General features: G+C 61.8%; 13 protein-coding genes. 12 read left to right on the forward strand and 1 reads right to left on the reverse strand.

Going from position 1 to position 19,077, the window contains the following annotated elements:
* Positions 1–181: 181 nt before the first annotated feature.
* From dnaE to DWV58_RS09400, 9 genes are all read left to right on the forward strand, one after another.
* Positions 182–3,985: a DNA polymerase III subunit alpha gene (dnaE, locus tag DWV58_RS09360; RefSeq protein WP_117776910.1), complete on the forward strand. Its 3,804-nt coding sequence runs from the start codon at positions 182–184 to the stop codon at positions 3,983–3,985.
* A 28-nt stretch (positions 3,986–4,013) separates the two neighbouring features.
* Entirely contained in the window at positions 4,014–7,478 is a 3,465-nt protein-coding gene (locus DWV58_RS09365; RefSeq protein WP_117776911.1) for an SNF2-related protein, read from the forward strand.
* A gap of 165 nt (positions 7,479–7,643) precedes the next feature.
* Positions 7,644–8,006: a desulfoferrodoxin family protein gene (locus DWV58_RS09370; protein WP_117629580.1), complete on the forward strand. Its 363-nt coding sequence runs from the start codon at positions 7,644–7,646 to the stop codon at positions 8,004–8,006.
* A 117-nt stretch (positions 8,007–8,123) separates the two neighbouring features.
* Positions 8,124–10,109, forward strand: coding sequence for a hypothetical protein (locus tag DWV58_RS09375; RefSeq protein ID WP_117629581.1), 1,986 nt, complete (start codon positions 8,124–8,126; stop codon positions 10,107–10,109).
* 294 nt (positions 10,110–10,403) lie between these two features.
* Complete coding sequence (ruvC, locus tag DWV58_RS09380) at positions 10,404–10,925, forward strand: crossover junction endodeoxyribonuclease RuvC (protein ID WP_035137351.1); 522 nt, start codon at positions 10,404–10,406, stop codon at positions 10,923–10,925.
* Entirely contained in the window at positions 10,925–11,545 is a 621-nt protein-coding gene (gene ruvA, locus DWV58_RS09385) for a Holliday junction branch migration protein RuvA (RefSeq protein WP_117776912.1), read from the forward strand. The genes ruvC and ruvA overlap by 1 nt, the downstream gene beginning before the upstream one ends.
* On the forward strand, positions 11,545–12,612 hold the full coding sequence (gene ruvB / locus DWV58_RS09390; protein WP_117776913.1) for a Holliday junction branch migration DNA helicase RuvB: 1,068 nt from the start codon (positions 11,545–11,547) through the stop codon (positions 12,610–12,612). The genes ruvA and ruvB overlap by 1 nt, the downstream gene beginning before the upstream one ends.
* A gap of 144 nt (positions 12,613–12,756) precedes the next feature.
* The gene (locus tag DWV58_RS09395) at positions 12,757–14,424 is read left to right on the forward strand and encodes a formate--tetrahydrofolate ligase (RefSeq protein ID WP_117776914.1); all 1,668 of its coding nucleotides are present in this window, start codon (positions 12,757–12,759) and stop codon (positions 14,422–14,424) included.
* A gap of 177 nt (positions 14,425–14,601) precedes the next feature.
* Entirely contained in the window at positions 14,602–15,591 is a 990-nt protein-coding gene (locus tag DWV58_RS09400) for a hypothetical protein (protein ID WP_117776915.1), read from the forward strand.
* A gap of 12 nt (positions 15,592–15,603) precedes the next feature.
* Here DWV58_RS09400 and DWV58_RS09405 read toward each other — a convergent pair whose 3' ends face one another.
* On the reverse strand, positions 15,604–16,785 hold the full coding sequence (locus DWV58_RS09405) for a cation diffusion facilitator family transporter (RefSeq protein WP_117776916.1): 1,182 nt from the start codon (positions 16,783–16,785) through the stop codon (positions 15,604–15,606).
* Between the two features lie 218 nt (positions 16,786–17,003).
* On the opposite strand from DWV58_RS09405, the gene DWV58_RS09410 reads away from it, so the two are divergent.
* From DWV58_RS09410 to DWV58_RS10175, 3 genes are all read left to right on the forward strand, one after another.
* The gene (locus DWV58_RS09410) at positions 17,004–18,341 is read left to right on the forward strand and encodes a hypothetical protein (RefSeq protein WP_117776917.1); all 1,338 of its coding nucleotides are present in this window, start codon (positions 17,004–17,006) and stop codon (positions 18,339–18,341) included.
* A gap of 116 nt (positions 18,342–18,457) precedes the next feature.
* A complete protein-coding gene (locus DWV58_RS09415) occupies positions 18,458–18,829 on the forward strand; it encodes a DUF1499 domain-containing protein (RefSeq protein ID WP_055250926.1) in 372 nt (123 codons plus the stop codon).
* Positions 18,756–18,926, forward strand: a complete 171-nt coding sequence (locus DWV58_RS10175) for an SHOCT domain-containing protein (RefSeq protein WP_117764911.1) — start codon at positions 18,756–18,758, stop codon at positions 18,924–18,926. The genes DWV58_RS09415 and DWV58_RS10175 overlap by 74 nt, the downstream gene beginning before the upstream one ends.
* Positions 18,927–19,077 lie beyond the last annotated feature (151 nt).

Here is a 19,077-nt window from a genome sequence, read left to right on the forward strand (position 1 = left end):
GACCGCGACATGGGGTCGCGGTCCGGCCCCTTTGCGACGAATGAAGCAATCAGGTCAAAGCAGCTAAAAAAGACACGTCCCAAAAAGACTGCCCGTGTGGGTTTGGCTAGGTTCGGGCGCTGTCCGCGCCGTGGGGGAAAATCGTTCAGTCAGAACACGAACCCGCATCGGAGCTCATCACATGGCATTCGTCCATCTGCACAATCACACTGTTTTCTCCATGCTCGACGGCGCAACCCGTATCCAGGATATGGTCAATCGTGCCGTTGAGCTGGGCATGCCCGCCGTGGCCATTACCGACCACGGCTACATGTATGGCGTACCCGACCTGGCGCTGGCCTGCGACGCCGTCAACCACAACACGCCCGAGTACAAAACCTGGAGCCACGACAAGGCCTTCTTGGAAAAGGACCGCCGCGACGAGCTGGTGGAGCCCGATCCCGAGTCCAGCCCGCGCGAGCATGCCCAGTATGTGAAGGACATGGCCATGTGGGACGAGAAGGGCAACATCGACGAGCTCAAGCCGCCTCTGGTCATCAAGCCCATCTTTGGCTGCGAGGTCTACTTTACGCCGGACGAGACGCTTGCCCGCGACCATAAGCCCGAGCTCTACCACATGATCCTTCTGGCCAAGGACCAGGAGGGATACGTCAACCTGATGCAGACGGTCTCCGAGGCCGCCGTGCAGGGCTTTTACTATAAGCCGCGCGTGACGCTCGACAACCTGCGCCGCCACGCCAAGGGCATGATCTGCACGAGCGCCTGCATCGCGGGCATCATCCCCAAATACATCGACCGCGGTGACATGGAGGGCGCCATCAAGTGGGCCGAGACCTTCCGCGATACCTTCGAACCCGGCGACTTTTACATCGAGATCCAGGAACACGGCATCACTACCGACAATGGTCTGACCGACGAGCAGATGGACCGTACGCTCATCGATATCGCCGAGCAGGTGGGCGTCAAGGTCATCGCCACCAACGACTTCCACTACCTGCGCCGCGAGGACGCGCCCGTGCAGGACGTCATCATGTGCATCGGTATGAACGCCAAGGTCGACGACCCTAACCGCATGCGCATGACTGGCTCGGAGTTTTACATGAAGACCGAGGAGGAGATGCGGGCGATGTTCCCGTATTGCCCCGAGGCCTGCGACAACACGCTCGAGATCGCCGACAAGTGCTACGTTGAGCTGGACTGGGACTCCATCATCCTGCCGCGCTTCCCGCTGCTCGATCCCGGCGAGACGCACGAGAGCCAGTTCCGCCGCGAGTGCGAGAAGGGCCTGCGCCAGCACTACGGCGACGACTGGGCCACGCGCGAGATTGGTGGCGTCAACATCAAAGAGCGCTTTGAGTACGAATACAAAGTCATCTGCGACAAGGGCTTTGCCGCCTACTTCTTGATCGTTGCCGAGTACGTGCAATGGGCCAAGGACAACGGCATCGGCGTCGGCCCCGGCCGTGGCTCGGCCGCCGGCGCTATCGTCGCCTACGCCATGAACATCACCGCGTTCGACCCGCTCGAGAACGGTCTGATGTTCGAGAGGTTCCTGTCCCCGCAGCGTACCGAGATGCCCGATATCGATATGGACTTCGACGATGAGCGGCGCCTCGAGGTCGTGGAGCACGTTCGCCAGCTCTACGGCCCCGAGAAGGTCACCCACGTCATCACCTACTCGACCATTAAGGCCAAGCAGGCCATCAACGACGCTGCGCGCGTCCTGGACTACCCGGTCTACATGGGCCAGCGTCTGTCCAAGATGGTCTCGAGCGACCCCAAGGTCAAGCTCAAGCAGGTGCTCGAAAAGCAACCCGGCAAAGAGGATCTGTTTAACCCCGATTTTGCCGAGGCCTATAAAAAGGACGACGACGCCCGCCGCATCATCGACACGGCGCTCTCGATTGAGGGCCTTACCCGTGGCGAGGGTGTGCACGCGTGCGCCGTTCTGATCTGCCGCGACCCCGTCAACGAGCACGTGCCCACCAAGCTCGACACCAAGGGCGGCGTCGAGATTACCCAGTACGAAGGTCATACCGTTGCCGACATGGGCCTGCTCAAGATGGACTTCTTGGGCCTGCGCACGCTGACGGTTATCTCCAAGGCCAAGGCAAACATCAAAAAGAACTTCGGCATCGACATCAAAGAGGAAGAGATCCCCTTTGACGACCCCGAGATCTTTAAGCTCATGGGCTCCGGCCATACCGCCGGCGTCTTCCAGGTCGAGTCCGCCGGCATGACGGCCACGATCAAGAACATGAAGCCCACCGAGTACAAGCACGTCGTGGCATTGATCGCCCTGTACCGCCCGGGCCCGCTGGGCGCCGGCATGGTTTCGTCCTACATCAACCGTATGAACGGCAAGGAGCCGGCCGTCTCCTACGACGACCGCCTGGACGACATCCTGGGCGAAACCTACGGCACCATGGTCTACCAGGAACAGGTTATGCTCATCTCCGTCGAGATGTGCGGCTTCTCCAAGGGCGAATCGGACTCGCGTATCCGTAAGCCCGTGGCTAAGAAAAAGATCAAGCTGCTCACGTCGACGGTGCTGCACTGGGAGGATGGCTCGGACGAGACCACCTACGACCACTGGATGAACGGCGCTATCAAGAACAACTACACGCGCGAGGTCGCCCAGAAGATTTGGGACGATGTTCTCGAGTTCGCATCCTACGCCTTCAACAAGTCGCACTCCGCCGGCTACGCCATCCTGGTTATGCAGACGGCGTGGCTCAAGGCGCACTATCCGCACGAGTACATGGCGGCCGTTCTGACGTCCTATACGGGCAAGACCGACAAGATCGTGCACTACGTCTCGGCGTGCCGTCACGACGGCATCCCCGTGCTGTCGCCAGATGTCAACGAGTCCGGCACCGAGTTCACGGCTACCAAGGAGGGCGTGCGCTTTGGTCTGGCCGGCATCCGCGGCGTGGGCACCGGCGTGGCGCAGGCGATTATCGCCGAGCGCGAGGCGGGCGGTCCGTTTAAGACACTGCACGACTTTGTCGAGCGCGTGGACTCGAGCCAGGCCAACCGTCGCGTAATCGAATCGCTGATCAAGGCAGGCGCCTTCGACTCCACGGGGTATCCGCGTCGTCAGATGATGCACTTTGTGGACAAGAACAACCCCGAGAACATCATCGACGCCGCGATAAAGCGCCAGAAGGACCGCGCGAGCGGCCAGACCTCGTTCTTCGACATGTTTGGCGACGTTGAGGGCTCGGGCTTTGAGGTGAGCGTGCCCGATCCGGACGGCCAGGAGTGGGACCGCCACCTTAAGCTGAGCCAGGAGAAGGAGGTTCTGGGCATCTATGTCTCGGACCACCCGCTGCGCCCGTTTGAGTATGCACTAGCCAAGGCGCGCGACTTCTCGTTCTCGCAGATCGATACCGGCTACGAAGTTCAGAATCCTACGGGCGGCACCATCAACCAGGAGATTCCCGAGGGCAAGGCGCTGTGGTGGGCCGGCATGGTCTCGAGCGTGTCCAAGCGCGTGACCAAAAACGGTGACCCCATGGGCATCGTGCAGCTCGAGGACATGGAAGGCGAGGCCACCGTCGTCGTGTTCCCCAAGACCTATAAAGAGGCCGAGGGGTACCTGTACGGCGAGGTCGATCCCGAGACCGGCGCGCAGCTGTCCGATGCCTTTGTGCGCATTAAGGGCAAGCTCGAGCGCTCGGACCGCGGCGACCAGATCATCGCGCAGGAGATCGTGCCGCTCGAGCTCAACGAGGAGAACAACAAGCCCAAGGTGTTTGAGGTCATGGTGCCCAACAGCCGCTTTAGCCAGGGCAATATGGCGCGCCTGGCCACGGTGCTCACCGCTAACCCGGGCGGCGACCGCGTGGAGATCTTTATCGAGCAGGTGGACGGGCGCGTGCTGCGTGCCGAGGTACCTGCCAAGGTCAACGCGCGTTCGATTCCGCTGCTGGCCGAGGCCAAGGCCATTGTGGGTAACCAGGGCCGCGTGACGGTGATCTAAGCTACCCCGGGTGAGATTGGAGGAAGTGATGGCGCAGGGGACGTTTGTGCAGGCGCTTCGCAAAGAGGCGGCGTTGAGCGGCACCTTTATGAAGGGGCGTTCGCTCATGCTCAACGGCGCCGTGCTGTCGATCGAGGACAGCGGCTCGCGCTTCTCCAAAAACGTGACGGTCGAGGGCTCGGTGCGCGGTTCGCGTGGCGACCTGTACAAGACGCACGTGGCGCTCGACATGGACGAGCACGAGGTGATCGACTACGACTGCGATTGCCCCGCCGCCTATCGTTACCCCGGTATGTGCAAGCACGCTATTGCCACGGCTCTGGCGTATTTGGATGCCAGCGGCGCCGAGCCCGTCGAAGGTTTGCGCACGCCGGTTCGCACGTTTACGGCGCAGTCGAAACAGCCCGCGCGCACCGCACCCAAAGCGCCGGCCGTCAACCCCAACTTTCCCTTTCCGGCGCCCGTCCCCACGAGCCCGAGCCTTGTGGCGGCGCTCTCCGATCTTTCGGACGCGCGCATGGATGAGCTGGCGAGCATGCGCCGCAAGCTTGCCGGTGCCGTTGATCCCGACGCCCCCAAAGCGGCATTGGAGCCCTCGTTGGTGCCGTACTACAATCCGCTGTTCGCTGACCGCTTTAGCTGGGCGCTCGAGTTCCGCATTCGCTGTGGATCGGTCTCCTACGTGGTCAAGGACATCGACGGCATGGCCGATGCCTACGTGCGCGGCGGCACGTTCTCCTATGGCAAGAAGCTCACGTTTGTCCATTCACCTGAGGCCTTTGACGAAACATCGGCAAAGCTGCTCAACCTTGTTGTGACGACAGTTGCCTATCTCGATGACATCACAAGCTCGCGTTCGGCGTCGTACGACTTTGCCCGCAGCGGTTTTGTTGCCGAGCGTCAGTTGCCGCTGTCCGAGCATAGCATCGTATATGTGCTGGACCTGCTGCGCGGCCAGACCATCTCCTTTGAGCCCGCCTGGTCGCGGGGGATGACGACGCATCGCACCTACGACGTGGCGGTTGAGCTGTCTCCGCAAGGGGAGGACGAGGCATCCGCTAAGCGCCCACCGCTGCTTGCCGCCAAAATCGCGCCGGCGGCTGGTGGTAGCTATGACCTGCGCCTGCCCGCCGATATGTACTGCTTTGCGTCGGGCGATGCCGCCTACTTGGTTGACACGCGCCGCGCGCGCCGTACCGACGCTGCATTTGCTCAGCATGCCGCACCTTTTTTGTCGCGCTTGCTGCCGTGCCGCACGCCCGCCCATATTGCCGCCGAGCAGGTGGGTGAGTTCTGCCGTATGGCGCTGCCCATTTTGCGCGACTATACCGACCTCACCGCGCCCGCCGCGCTCGATACTGTGGCACCCGAGGCGAGCTTTGCCATGGCAATCGGCGTCGACGATGGTCTTGTGACCTGCAAAATTACGGTTACCTACGGCGATTGGTCGGCTGATCTCTTTAGTCTTGGTGCTCCGGGCAGTCCTTTCGAAGAGCAACGCCCCGGCGTTCCGCCCCGCGATACGCTGGCGGAGTTTCGCGTTATGGACACGGCTGCCATGTACTTCGATTTCTACGAGGGCGGCCTGGCGTTTGAGGAGCGCGATGACGAGAGCCTGTTCCACTTGCTGACCGAGGGCCTGTCTGCCCTGTCCGAGCTGGGCGAGGTCATGCTCAGCGACCGTCTGCGCCAGATTTCGGTCCGCCCTGCGCCCAAGCTCTCGGTGCGCGCGACCGTCAAGAGTAACCTGCTCGATGTCGAACTGGGCGCGAGCGGCCTTTCGGCGGCAGATCTTGCCATCTATCTGGACTCGTACAAGCGCCACCAGACGTTCGCGCGCCTGACGTCCGGCGACATCGTGCGCCTGGATGAGGGAGCGCGTGCCGCGTTTGGTCTTGCCGAGGACCTAGGCGTCGATGCCGTCGACCTGCTCGACGGCGTGTCGCTTCCCGCGTCGAGTACCCTTTTTGTCGATAGCATGCTCGCACGCACGCCGGCGCTCGAGGCCGATCGCGACGCTGCGTTCCGCCGCACCGTCGAGCGCCTGGACACGCTCGGCAAGATGGACTTTACGGTGCCGGCATCGCTCAAGGCAACGATGCGCGGCTACCAGGTCGACGGATACCAGTGGCTCGGCTCGCTCGAACACCTGGGCCTTGGCGGCATCTTGGCCGACGACATGGGCCTGGGCAAAACGCTCCAGATGATCGCGCATATCCTGGCGCGCGTGGAGGCGGGGGACACCAAGCCCACGCTCGTGGTATGCCCGGCCTCACTCGTGTACAACTGGACTGCCGAGCTGGAGCGCTTTGCCCCGTCGCTCGATGTGTGCGCCATTGTGGGCGCCAAGGCTCAACGTCGTGTACAGATTGCCGGCGTGGCCGAGCATAACGTGGTCGTAACGTCGTATGACCTTATGCGGCGCGATATCGACGAGTACGTCGAGCAGGATTTTGCCCGCGTGGTGCTCGATGAGGCACAGTACATTAAAAATCCGCTCACGCAGGTGGCGCGCGCTGCCAAGCGCCTGCCTGCCGGCGTGCGCTTTGCCCTGACGGGCACGCCCATCGAAAACCGCCTGTCCGAGCTCTGGAGCATCTTCGACTTTTTGATGCCGGGCCTTTTGGGGACGCGCGAGTCGTTTGCCAAGCGCTTTGAGAGCCCGGTCGAGCACGCCGAGGGTGACAGTGCCGCTCGCCTGCAGGCGCTCGTGTCGCCGTTTGTGCTACGCCGCGTAAAGGAAGACGTGGTGGCCGATCTACCCGAAAAGATCGAGGACACCGTCATGGCACAGCTCACCGGCGAGCAGCGCAAGCTCTACCTGGCCAACCAGGACCGCATCGCCCAGCAGGTGCAGCGCCGCGAGGCATCCGAGTTTAAAAAAGACAAGCTCAAAGTGCTCGCCGAGCTCACCAAGCTGCGCCAGATCTGCTGCGACCCGCGTCTACACTACGAGGATTACAAGGCGGGGAGCGCCAAGCTCGATACGTGCATGGAGCTCGTGCACGGCGCACTCGACGGCGGGCATCGCATCCTGTTGTTCAGCCAGTTTACGGGCATGCTCGATATCATCGGCAAGCGCTTGGCCAAGGAGGACATCGCCTTCCTTAAGCTCACGGGCGCTTCGTCTAAGGAGAGCCGCGCCAAGATGGTCGCGCAGTTCCAAGCGGGCGAGGTTCCGGTCTTTTTGATTTCGCTCAAGGCGGGCGGCGTGGGCCTCAACCTGACGGCGGCCGACGTGGTCATTCACTACGACCCGTGGTGGAACGTGGCGGCGCAGGACCAAGCGACCGACCGCGCGCATCGTATTGGCCAGCAACATACCGTGACCGTGTACAAGCTCATCGCCAAGGACACGATCGAGGAACGCATTATGCAGATGCAGGAGTCCAAGCGCGACCTGGTCAACAGCGTGCTTGGCGGCGACGGCATCTCGTCGGCGCTGTTCACGCGCGAGGATGTTCTGGCACTGCTCGGCGGTGACGGTCGCTAGCCGCGCGCGGGGTGGGACTGCTGGAGTGGGCAGGACGGTCGACGCATTTTGGCCCGACCGCTTGCCTGATCCGTTATGTGTTCATTTGCAATGCCGTGGATGGTTTGTCTGCCTTTGGGCATAAGAACCATCAAGAACATTGGCACATCAGAAAAGGAGAACATCATGGCGAAATTCTTTAAGGACCCCGACGGTAAGCTCATCGCCGCCCTTGGCAACGACGTTGCAACCCCTGCCGGCTGCACGGAGCTGACCGCGAACACCGAGGACGCGGCGCACGAGAAGCACGTGCCTGTTGTCGAGACCGAGCGCGACGGTCACGTGATCCGCGCACGCGTGGGCTCGGTCGAACATCCCAGCCTGCCCGAGCACTATATTGAGTGGATCGCCCTTGAGGCTGAGGGCCGTCTGGAGATCCATTACCTTGAGCCCGGCATGAAGCCCGCGACGTTTTTTGCCGGCGGTTCCAAGACCGGTACCGTCTATGCCTACTGCAACCTGCACGGGCTGTGGTCCGCGACGTTCTAGGAGCGCGCCCCCGCTCGGGGTATCATAGCTAGCATATGCACATGCGAGCGCCGACTGCATTATGCGGCCGGCGCTTTTACTGCGACAACGATGGTTTACGACGGAAAGGGCTGAGCCATGAAGTTCGCGCTTGCACAGATCGATATGCGCCTGGGTGATATTGAGGGCATTTGCGGCCGCATCGAGGACCAGGCTCGTCTGGCCCACGGGCGCGGGGCGCGCGTGCTGTGCGTTCCGGCTCCGCTCTTTATGGGCGCCATGCCCGGGGGCCTGGTGGGCGCTGCCGACTTTGAGCACGACATGCTTGCCGGCTTGACTGGTGTCGCCGAGCGCATCCAGGAGCTTGACATGATCTGCATCGTGCCCGCGGCGGTTTCGTTTGAGGGTCAGCCGCTGCTCGACTACATGATGCTCAAGGACGGTCATGTGGTGCCGGCGCGTTCGAGCATTGCCCTGCAGCGCGGCGAGAACAATGATACGCGCTGGGCGCCGCCGGTGTTTGACGTGGACGGCGTGCGCATCGCCGTGGTGTTTGACCTGGACCGCGAACTCGAGATGCTGCCGACTGGCGTCGACCTCATTGCGTATTTCCAATTCAACGCGTTTGACATGACCGACCGCGAGACTGCTGCCATTGCCGCCGTACGCAGCGGCGCCTACCGCAAGATCGCATCCAAGCGCAGCGTGTGGTTTGCCTGCATGGCGCCGGTCGGTGCCTATGACGAGTCGGTGTATACCGGCGGTTCGTTTGTGCTCGACGACTGCGGCCGCGTGGTGGCCCAGGCGCCGTGTTTTGAGGAGAGCCTGCTGGTTCAGGAGATTCAGCGCGGCGTGATGCTCGATGCCCTGGAAGATCACGAACTGCCCGAGTTTCGTTCCGAGGAGTGGCTGTGGCAGGCGCTGGTGCTCGCTGTGCGCGACAACGCCCGAGCCCACGGTGCGTCGCGTGCTGTGGTGGCACTCGAGGGTGACTTGCCGTCGTCCCTGCTGGCGGCGCTGGCCGTCGACGCTCTGGGCCCGCGTAATGTGATTGGCCTGGTGCTGGGGCGCAACCGTATTTTTACGCCGGCGCAGGAGGAGGTGGAGGCCGCCCGCTGTGCCGCCGTCCGCGCCATCGCCGAGCGTCTGCACATTCGCACCGTCGAGCGCGATGCACCGGATGCGGCGCGTGTGCTCGATCGCGACGTGTCGGCGGGCGATGCCGAGCGTCTGCGCTCGCGCACGTTGGGCCTCATGCTGGAGGACACGGCGCTCGAGCTGGGTGCGATGGCGCTGAGCCCGCTGTCCAAAACCGAGTACGCGCTGGCGGCGCCCGCCCTTTCCGGCGGCTACCAGGGCGACTTTGCGCCCTTTGGCGATGTGTATCTGTCGACGCTTGAGTTTGTGGCACGTGTGCGCAACCGCACGTCTGCCGTGGTGCCCCAAGAGCTCGTGACGCTCAACGCGGTGGAGGATTGCATGGAACGCGTGCTGGCGCAAGCGCTCTCGACGCTCGACGGTCCGGTCGACATGCTCGACCGCGCGGCGCAGCTGCTCGGTGGGCTCGAACCGGGTGAGGTCGATGGTGCGCTCGAGGCGCACGTGGACCGCAATCGATCTTTCGACGACATCCCGATGGCCGCTGGCAAGCCTGAGGCCTGCTCGCTGCTGCTGATGCTCGTTCGACAGGGTGAGGCTGCCCGCCGCATATTGCCGACGGCACCGATCGTCTCGTCCCGCTCGTTTGCCGAGCGCTCTTGGCCGTACATGCTCGCCTGGTCCGACCTGGGGCTTAATGGCAAGGAGCGTATGTCGGTCGATTCGCTGGCGCGCGCCGAGGTGCGCCGTTTTGCTGACGAGGATACGAGTGAGCGCATGCGAAACGAGATGATGGGCGTGCTGGGCGAGCTACTGGGTATTTCGCCCGAGCAGATGGAGGAGCTGCGCTCCGAGGACGGTCAGCGTCGTTTGCACGAGGGAATGAAGAAGTTCGAGGGCGAGGTTCAGGACGCCATCGATAAGATGATGGGCGGTCAGGGCGGCTCGCAAGGTGGTCCCCAGGGTGGTCCGATGCCGCATCCGCCGGTGGATCCCCGACAGTTCCCATTCTTCTCGCAGAACTAAACTGGGGACGGGGCCAAGGTTACGCGGTTTTGCCAAACCGCGTAACGAGTCGACGCTGCGCGAGCCCCTGTCGGGCAATCTGCCGCTCAAACCGTCGCTTGCGTACAGAAGTACGCGGCGCTCCTCTTTCGCGACACCTTGCCACGGCAGGGACTCGCTCGCTGACTTATGCTCAACCTATGGTTCAACCTTGCTTGTTAGATACGGTCGCTGTTGTGTTATTCTAGAACAGACGTTCGTGAATAGTGCGCGAGGCCTTGTCTTGCGCCGTACTTGTGGCGAGGGGAGGTTGGCTTGGTCATTTTGGGTATCGACCCCGGTTTGGCCCATACGGGTTGGGGGATTATCGAGGAGCGGCGTGGCGAGGTTCGCTGCCGTGCCTACGGTTGTATCGAGACCAGCGCGGGTAGTCCGCTCGCGGTGCGCCTGTCGCATATCGCCCGCGACCTCAAGGGTGTCGTGGAGCGTTATCGACCCGATACCGCTGCCATCGAGAGCATCTACTTTGGCGCTAATGTCCGCTCGGCAATCCCCACGGCACATGCCCGCGGTGCCGCGCTCGTGGCGCTTTCGGAGTGCGCGCTCGAGATCGGCGAGTACACGCCTATGCAGATCAAGCAGGCTGTGGTGGGTACCGGTGCCGCAGATAAGCGGCAGGTCGCCTACATGGTGCGCACGCTCACGCAGCTCGATCACGACCCGCATCCCGACCATGCCGCCGATGCCCTGGCCTGCGCCATCTGCCACGTTAACCTCAGCCGCACCCGGGCGCTTACCGGCGGCGAGTTCTATCAACAGAGAGGAACCGGATACTGATGATCTCCCAGCTCCACGGAACGCTTGTCGAGGCCACGATGAGCTCTGCTGTCGTCGATGTGTCGGGCGTTGGCTTTGAGCTCGGCATCTCGGGCAGCACTGCGGCCACGTTGCCGACGCCCGGCGGCGAGGTCCGCCTCTACACGCGTATGCAGGTGCGCGAGGACGCCATGACACTTTTCGGTTTTTCCTCTAAGGATGAGCGCACGATGTTCGATCGGCTCGTGTCTGTCTCGGGCGTTGGCCCGCGCTTGGCGCTCGCCGTGCTTTCCACCTATACCGTGGGGCAATTGTATTCGCTGGTGATGGTCGAGGACGACAAGGGCATGGCCAAGGTGCCCGGTGTGGGCAAAAAGACAGCTCAGCGTCTGATCCTGGAGCTCAAGAGCACCTTTGCCAAGGATAAGGGCTTTGTGCCGGTCGACGTGATTCCCGGCCAGGTTGCGATGCCCGTGCCCGCTGCCGCTCCCTCGGCCATCGATGACGCCCGTGCGGCGCTCCTTTCCATGGGCTTTAGCCCGCAGGAGACCGATGTTGCCCTGAGCGGGTATGATGGGCAGAATATGCGTGTCGAGGATCTGCTCGGCGCGGCGCTTAAGCGACTCGGAATGGATGCGTGATGTGGGAAGCCGATGACTCTCAGGACCTGTGGGCGACGCCCGGCAACTCGCCGGCGGCATCCATGGCGCACGGCGAGCGCATGGTGGGCTCGGAGCTGACGGCCGAGGACCTCGATGTCGACCGCACTTTGCGCCCCCAGCGCCTGGACGACTACTGTGGCCAGGAGCACATCAAGCAGAGCCTGCGCGTGTTGATCGAAGCGGCGCAGAGCCGTGGCGAGACGCTCGACCACGTGATTTTCTCGGGTCCTCCGGGCCTGGGCAAGACCACGCTGGCCACCGTTATCGCCAACGAGCTGGGCGCTCAGATCAAGACCACGAGTGGCCCTGCCATCGCGCGCACCGGTGACCTGGCGGCTATCCTTACCAACCTGCAGCCGGGTGATGTGCTGTTTATTGACGAGATCCACCGCCTCAACCGTTCGGTCGAGGAGGTCCTGTACCCCGCGATGGAGGACTTTGCCCTCGATATCGTGATCGGTAAAGGCCCGGCCGCACGATCGATTCGCCTGGATATCCCCAAGTTTACGCTGGTGGCGGCAACGACCCGCTCGGGTATGCTGACTGGCCCGCTGCGCGACCGCTTTGGCATTTCATATCGCCTGGATTACTACACGGTCGAAGAACTCGCGCAGATTGTGACGCGCTCGGCGTCCATCCTGGGTGTGACAATAGACCATCCGAGCGCGCTCGAGATCGGCTCACGCTCGCGTGGCACGCCGCGCTTGGCTAACCGTTTGCTCAAGCGCGTGCGCGACTATGCGCAGGTGCGTGGCAACGGCCCCATCGAGCTCGATATTTGCCGTCAGGCGCTCGAGTTCTTCGAGATCGACGAGCTCGGCCTGGACTGGATGGATATTCGTATCTTGGAGACGCTTGCCAAGACGTTCTCCGGTCGTGCCGTGGGACTTACGACCCTTGCCAGCGCGGTGGGCGAGGACCCGGGCACGCTCGAGGATGTCTATGAGCCCTATTTGCTGCAGTGCGGGTTGATGATTCGTACGCCGCAGGGCCGTCAGGCAACCCTTCGCACCTTTGAGCACCTGGGGATTGAACCTACCGTTTAGGGCGCTTTGTTTTGGCGGGCTGTTGGGCTATCGCCGGGCATCGGGTAAACATATCGCCGTTCATCGGTTATGGGCGTTTTACTATTGCGCGCCCGTGCTATGCTGAATTGGTCTTTTTCTCATCCGGTAACGAAAGGACCGCCCATGCCTACTGACATCGAAATCGCACGTTCTGTCACGCCGCTGCCTATTACCGAGGTGGCCAAGAACGCCGGCGTCGACGTTAAGCACCTTATTCCGTACGGCTTCGACAAGGCTAAGGTCGACTATTCACTGCTCAACGAGCCGACTGATCACCAGGCCAAGCTCGTCCTCGTGACCGCTATCAACCCAACGCCTGCGGGCGAGGGCAAGACCACCACGACCATCGGTCTGGCCGATGGCCTGCGTCGTCGCGGCGTCAAGAGTGCCGTGGCCCTGCGCGAGCCTTCGCTCGGCCCTGTCTTTGGCGTTAAGGGCGGTGCTGCCGGCGGCGGCTGGGCTCAGGTCATCCCCATGGAGGATATCAACCTGCACTTTACCGGCGACTTCCACGCTATCGGTGCCGCCAATAACCTGCTGGCCGCCATGCTTGATAACCACATCCAGCAGGGCAACCAGCTCGGTATCGACGTTAAGCGCATCACTTGGAAGCGCGTCGTCGATATGAACGACCGTCAGCTGCGCCACGTCATCGACGGTATTGGCGGTAAGGCCCAGGGCGTGCCGCGCGAGGACGGCTTCGATATCACCGTCGCCTCCGAGGTCATGGCAATCCTGTGCCTGTCTACGAGTATCAGCGACCTCAAGGAGCGCCTGGGCGAGATCGTCGTCGGCTACAGCTTTGCCGGCGAGCCCGTCCGTGCCCGCGACCTTAAGGCCCAGGGTGCCATGGCCGCGTTGCTTAAGGACGCGCTCAAGCCCAACCTGGTGCAAACGCTCGAGGGCACGCCCGCGTTTGTCCACGGCGGTCCCTTCGCCAACATCGCCCACGGCTGCAACTCTATCATGGCCACGCGTATGGCGATGCGCTTTGGCGATGTTGCCATTACCGAGGCCGGCTTCGGTGCCGATCTGGGTGCCGAGAAGTTCCTCGACATCAAGTGCCGTATGACGGGCGTTCGCCCCAGCGCCGTCGTGGTCGTCGCGACCGCTCGTGCGCTGAAGTACAACGGTGGCGTCGCCAAGGCCGACCTCAACGAGGAGAACCTCGAGGCACTCAAGGCCGGCATGCCCAACCTGCTGCGTCACGTCGACAACATCCAGAACGTTTATGGTCTGCCCTGCGTAGTCGCCATCAACCGCTTCCCGGCGGACACCGAGGCCGAGCTTGCGCTCATCGAGTCCGAGTGCCAGAAGCTCGGCGTCAACGTTAAGCTTTCCGAGGTCTGGGCCAAGGGCGGCGAGGGCGCGCTCGAGCTTGCCGATGAGGTCATGCGTCTGATTGAGCAGCCGAGCGAGCTCAAGTTTGCCTATGAGGACGGCGCTGATGTCGCTGATGCCCTCGAGGCCGTTGCCACCAAGGTCTACCGCGCCGACGGCGTTGACTTTACGCCGGCCGCCAAGCGCCAGCTCGCCGAGCTGCGCGAGAACGGCTTTGGCAACCTGCCGGTGTGCGTCGCCAAGACGCAGTACAGCTTTAGCGACAACGCCAAGGCCCTGGGCGCTCCCGAGAACTTCCGCATCACGGTGCGCGAGCTCAAGGTTTCTGCCGGCGCCCACTTTGTGGTCGCGCTGACCGGCAGTGTTCTGACCATGCCGGGCCTGCCCAAGGTGCCCGCGGCCGAGAACATCGACGTCGACAACGACGGCAACATCACCGGTCTGTTCTAGGCAAGAGCGACGTTATTGCCGCCTGTCCGCCCCGCCGTGCCCCACAGCACGGCGGGGCTTTTGTTTCTAGCCGCGCTTGTCTTGTAGATACCGACGGGCTTTGCCCATCATGGGCTTTTGCGCGGGTAGAATGCATGGATAACTTGATGCTTACGGGCGACGGAAAGGAATCGTTGCATGGATCAGGACAAGACAACCGTGATGGGCGGCTACGGTTCCGCGCAGGCTGGCGATAGCGCCGATGCGACCCGCGTTGTTCCCAACCCCGGTTATACCGACCCCGCCGCGACGCAGCCTTCTGCCGAGCCAACCCGGGTTATGGGCTATGGCGACACAGCGCGGGATTCTTATGCTGTATCTTCGCAAGGCTCCTATGGCGACGCAGCTCCGGACCCGTTTGATTACGCGCCGCAGGATTCTTATGCCGCCTCGACGCCGAATCCCTATGATGACCTGCCGCAAAATCCCATTCCGCAGCCTCAGCAGACGACGTATATGCCTCGCACGGCGCAGCCTCGCTACGAGTCGCGCGAGCCGTATCGCGAGTACCCCAAGTCGATTCCGCAATATGGCGAGGACGAGGAGAAGAAGCCGTCGCGTTCGTCGAGCGTGATCAAGAAGATCCTCATCGTGCTGGCGATCTTCTTTGCGCTGTCGGTTGTGTTTGCCATTGTGTCGGGCATGCTCAACAAGCGAGGGAGTTCAACGGCTGATACCGCTGCCGAGCAAACCGAGTCCGCCTCGTCTAGCACCGTCGATCTGAGCGATATCCCGGGGCAGTACTGGTCCAACGCCAAGAAGCTCCTCAAGTCGCGCGGCGCCAATCTTTCGAATGCCGTGGTCCTGACTGATGATGGCTCAACGCCCGTCATCGATGCCAACTGGGTCGTTACTTCTGCTTACTATAACGACAGCGGCAACCTCGAAATTCAACTCACGCACAAGAATAGCTCGGGCAACTCACCCGACGGCCAAAGCGGTACCGACAGCTCGAGTTCCAATACGTTGGAGGACTTGAGCAACAAGGCACAGGAGCTTGGGGATAAGGCCCAAGAGCTGGGCGACACGGCCCAGAACCTGGGCGACACCGCTCAGAACTTGGGCGGCATGGCGACGGATGCCTGGAACGCCCTACAAAACGGCATCTCGGGCACGCAGGGAAACTAGCTGTTAAGCGGGCTACAGCTGCTCGGCCGGACGGTCGGGCGAGCTAAAGCCCGAGTCAAACGTAACGACGCATGAGGCATTGGGTCGGCGCTCGTGCACGATGCGCGTGACGAGCTCCAGCAGCTCCTCGTCGGATATGTCAAAGCCGTCGGGACGCACAAGGTCAAACGAAACGAACCCGTCGTGCTCGTGCAGGTCGTGGATGGAGAGCGCGGGATCGATCTGCGTAACGCCACGCTTGACCCAGCCGCGTAGGTCGTCGCCGGTGGTGGCGATGGGGTCGCAGTGCAACGTGATGCCAATGCCCATCTGGCGCTTGATGTCGTGCTCGATGGTGTCTAGGATCTCGTGGTGCTCAAATGCGTCGCCCTCGCCGGGCATCTCCACGTGGGCGCTGGCAAACTGACGACCGGGGCCGTAGTCGTGCACCATCAGGTCGTGTGTGCCCAAGACCTGCGGATAGGACATGATCTTGTCGCGGATTGCCTGGACGAGCTTGGGATCGGGCGCTTGCCCCAGCAACGGGCTGATGGCGTCGCGCACTAGGCCCATGCCGCTGATGCAGATGAAGATGCCCACACCCAAGCCCGCCCAGCCGTCGAGGTCAAAGCCGGTCGTTTGCGAAATAAGCGCCGCCGCTAAGACCGAGCCCGAGGTGATGACGTCGTTTTTGGAGTCCTGCGCCGTGGCAATGAGTGTTTCGGAATCGATACGGTTGCCCAGCGCGCGGTTGAATGCGGCCATCCAGAATTTGACGAGCATGGACAAGACGAGAGCGGCTAGGGAGACCAGCGTGTAGGCGGTGGGGGAGGGCTTGATGATCTTGGTGACCGACTCGAGGATCAGGTTGATGCCGACGGCGCAAACCAGGACGGCGACGAACAGACCGGCGAGGTACTCGTAGCGGCCGTGGCCATAGGGGTGGCCTTCGTCTGCCGGGCGGCTGGCAAGGCGGAACCCGAGCAGGCTCACGATGTTGCTCGAGGCGTCGGAGAGGTTGTTGAAGGCGTCGGCGATGAGCGAGACAGAGCCGGCGAGCAGGCCCGCGATGCCCTTGGCCAGGCACAGAGTGATGTTGAGGCCAATGCAGATGAGGCTTGCGGCGAAGCCCGCGTTGGTGCGGCAGGAGGTATCGACCGGCTCGCCCTCGCTGCCGGGAACAAGCGTATGTACCAGCCGATTTACAAATAGCATAGCGGTCGTCCTCACAATCATGTTTAAGGGGATAGTGTAGCTCGCATGGGCGCACCGTGCGCCGGTGCTCAGAAAATGCAGCAATGGTCTGCCCGCGCTAACGAGCAGGCCTTCCCGTCTGCCTGGGTGGTCCATTTTGGGCCACATGGGTATGGGCATGTGCCAGTTTGCTCGACATACTTAATGTCGACAGCCCCTGTGCAAAGGAGGACGCTTCCATGGACGAGATGTTTGCCATTAAATGCCAAAACTGCGGCGGCCCTATGTACTCACACCAGGCTAAACGCAGCTTTGAGTGCGCCTATTGCGGCACGGTCGTTCCGTGGCAGGCCGATGCGGGGGAGCCCAAGAGCGCTTTGGGCATTCGCCATGCGCCGCTGACGGTTGTCGATGGGCTACTTAAGCTCACCCATGTGTCGCAGCTCGAGCGCCCGGAGGACCCGGACTGGTATTTCTTTAATTCGCACTGGCGCAATCAGTCGGTTCTGGAGCATCTGCTATGGGAGGACCGCGGCACGGCGCAGGAGTTCCAAGAAGCCACGCACGTGAGCATTCCCTGCCCCTTCTGCGGCGCGTCCTTTGAAGGCGAGTCCACTCAGCGCGTGTTTGAGTGCCCGTCCTGCGGCAATAAGATCGGCGTTGCCGACCTGCTCAAGCCCGGTACCTTTAGCAAGCGCCTGACCATGGGCGTTGGCGCGGAGTATGTACCCGAGCAGGGTATTCCTTGCGAAATCTCACCGCAGCAGGCACGTGCCAACGCGCTGCAGCTGGTGCGCCAGTACCCCGACGCCTTTGCCGGGCACGACGTGGAAGACGCGATTCAAAACGACATGATGCTCTTCTACTTCCCCATGGCGCTCGCGGATCTGCGCATGATGGCGAGCTTCCCGGGCAAGGGCCTGAGCAAGGAAACCCTGGTGTACTACGAGGTGCTCGACTGGGCGTATCCGCGGGCAAACTACCTGGACGTTCGCCTCATGGGCATTTTGGAGCCGTGGGACTTTGCCAAGGTCGGTTCGTTCGATCCCGCCATGCAGGAAGGCGATTTCCGCGTCGTCTCCGTCGATGCGTCTACCAAGGACCAGGTGGTCATTGATAAGCTGGCGCTCGACATTGCCGGCAACGACGCCGAGGCGGTGCTGGGGCTCAATAAAAAGAGCATCCGCACCTGGGCGCGCAAGGCCCGCAAGCATAAGGACGGCCTGATGATGGTGCCGGTATACTTTGTCGACCGTCCGGCAACGGACAGCCGCGACGGTGAGCAGGTGCGCATCGCCGTGAACGGCCAGACGGGCCGCGCGGCCGCGGTGGTGTTTAGCGACAAGCGCGAGACGCATGTGGTGGCATCGCTCAACCCGAGCCTGCATCTGTCCGGCGAGAGCACCGTGCACGCCACGCCCATCGAGGTCAAATACGTTAAGTCGCCGTTTCTGTACCAGATCGTGCGCCGTGGAGGCGGCGAGCAGCAGCATCAGGTGGCAGCGGTCGCCGAGGGTTCTTACCGAGAAGAAAAGCCCAAACGCAAGGGATTGTTCGCTGCGATTTTTGGTAAGTAGGGGAGTGGTGCCGGGGCGTCGGGCTGCATCGCAAGGTCATGAGACGAACTTAAGACTGCTGGGAACGTGCTACCATTGTCGATAGCCTTAATCTTGTAAGAAGCGGAGGCCAGATTATGGGTTTTGCGGATCAGCAGCTTCAGCTTCAGGTACCGTATTCTCCTGACGACACGTTTAATGCCTTGAAGGCAGCTATGGAAAAGCTGCCTAAAGTAAAAGTTGATAGTGCATCGCCCACAACAAGAACAGTTGCAGCCGAGATTGGTATGAGCCTTTGGTCTTGGGGCGAAAATATCAGTATTTCGGTTGTTCCAGTTGAAGGCGGATCTGGCGTTACTGTCAAGTCGTCATCTAAGGTCAGGGCAAACGTATTAAACGGGGGCAAAAATGCAAAGAATATTGCCAAGATAGTCGATGCCCTATCGAAGGAGCTCGAGCGGTATCCGCAGGTTTCACAGACTATTGAGACGCTGGCGGATAGTGGTTGATGTAGTTGCAAGGCTTGAGAGGCTTGCAGCACTGCGTGAGAGTGGAGTACTTACCGAGGAAGAGTTTGCTGCAGAAAAGGCAAAAATCCTTTCGTAATCAGACACGATGGTTGGATTTGCATTCTATTATTGAACTTGTTTATACCAGGCTGAAAACATCGTGTGTAATAAAGGTGCGTAGTAGCCTCGTCTTGATTGGCGGGGTTGATTTCCAATCTCAGCCGAACACATTGAGCAAATAGGCCGTT

Source organism: Collinsella sp. AF11-11 (assembly GCF_003465485.1).
In the GTDB taxonomy this organism is placed as follows: domain Bacteria; phylum Actinomycetota; class Coriobacteriia; order Coriobacteriales; family Coriobacteriaceae; genus Collinsella.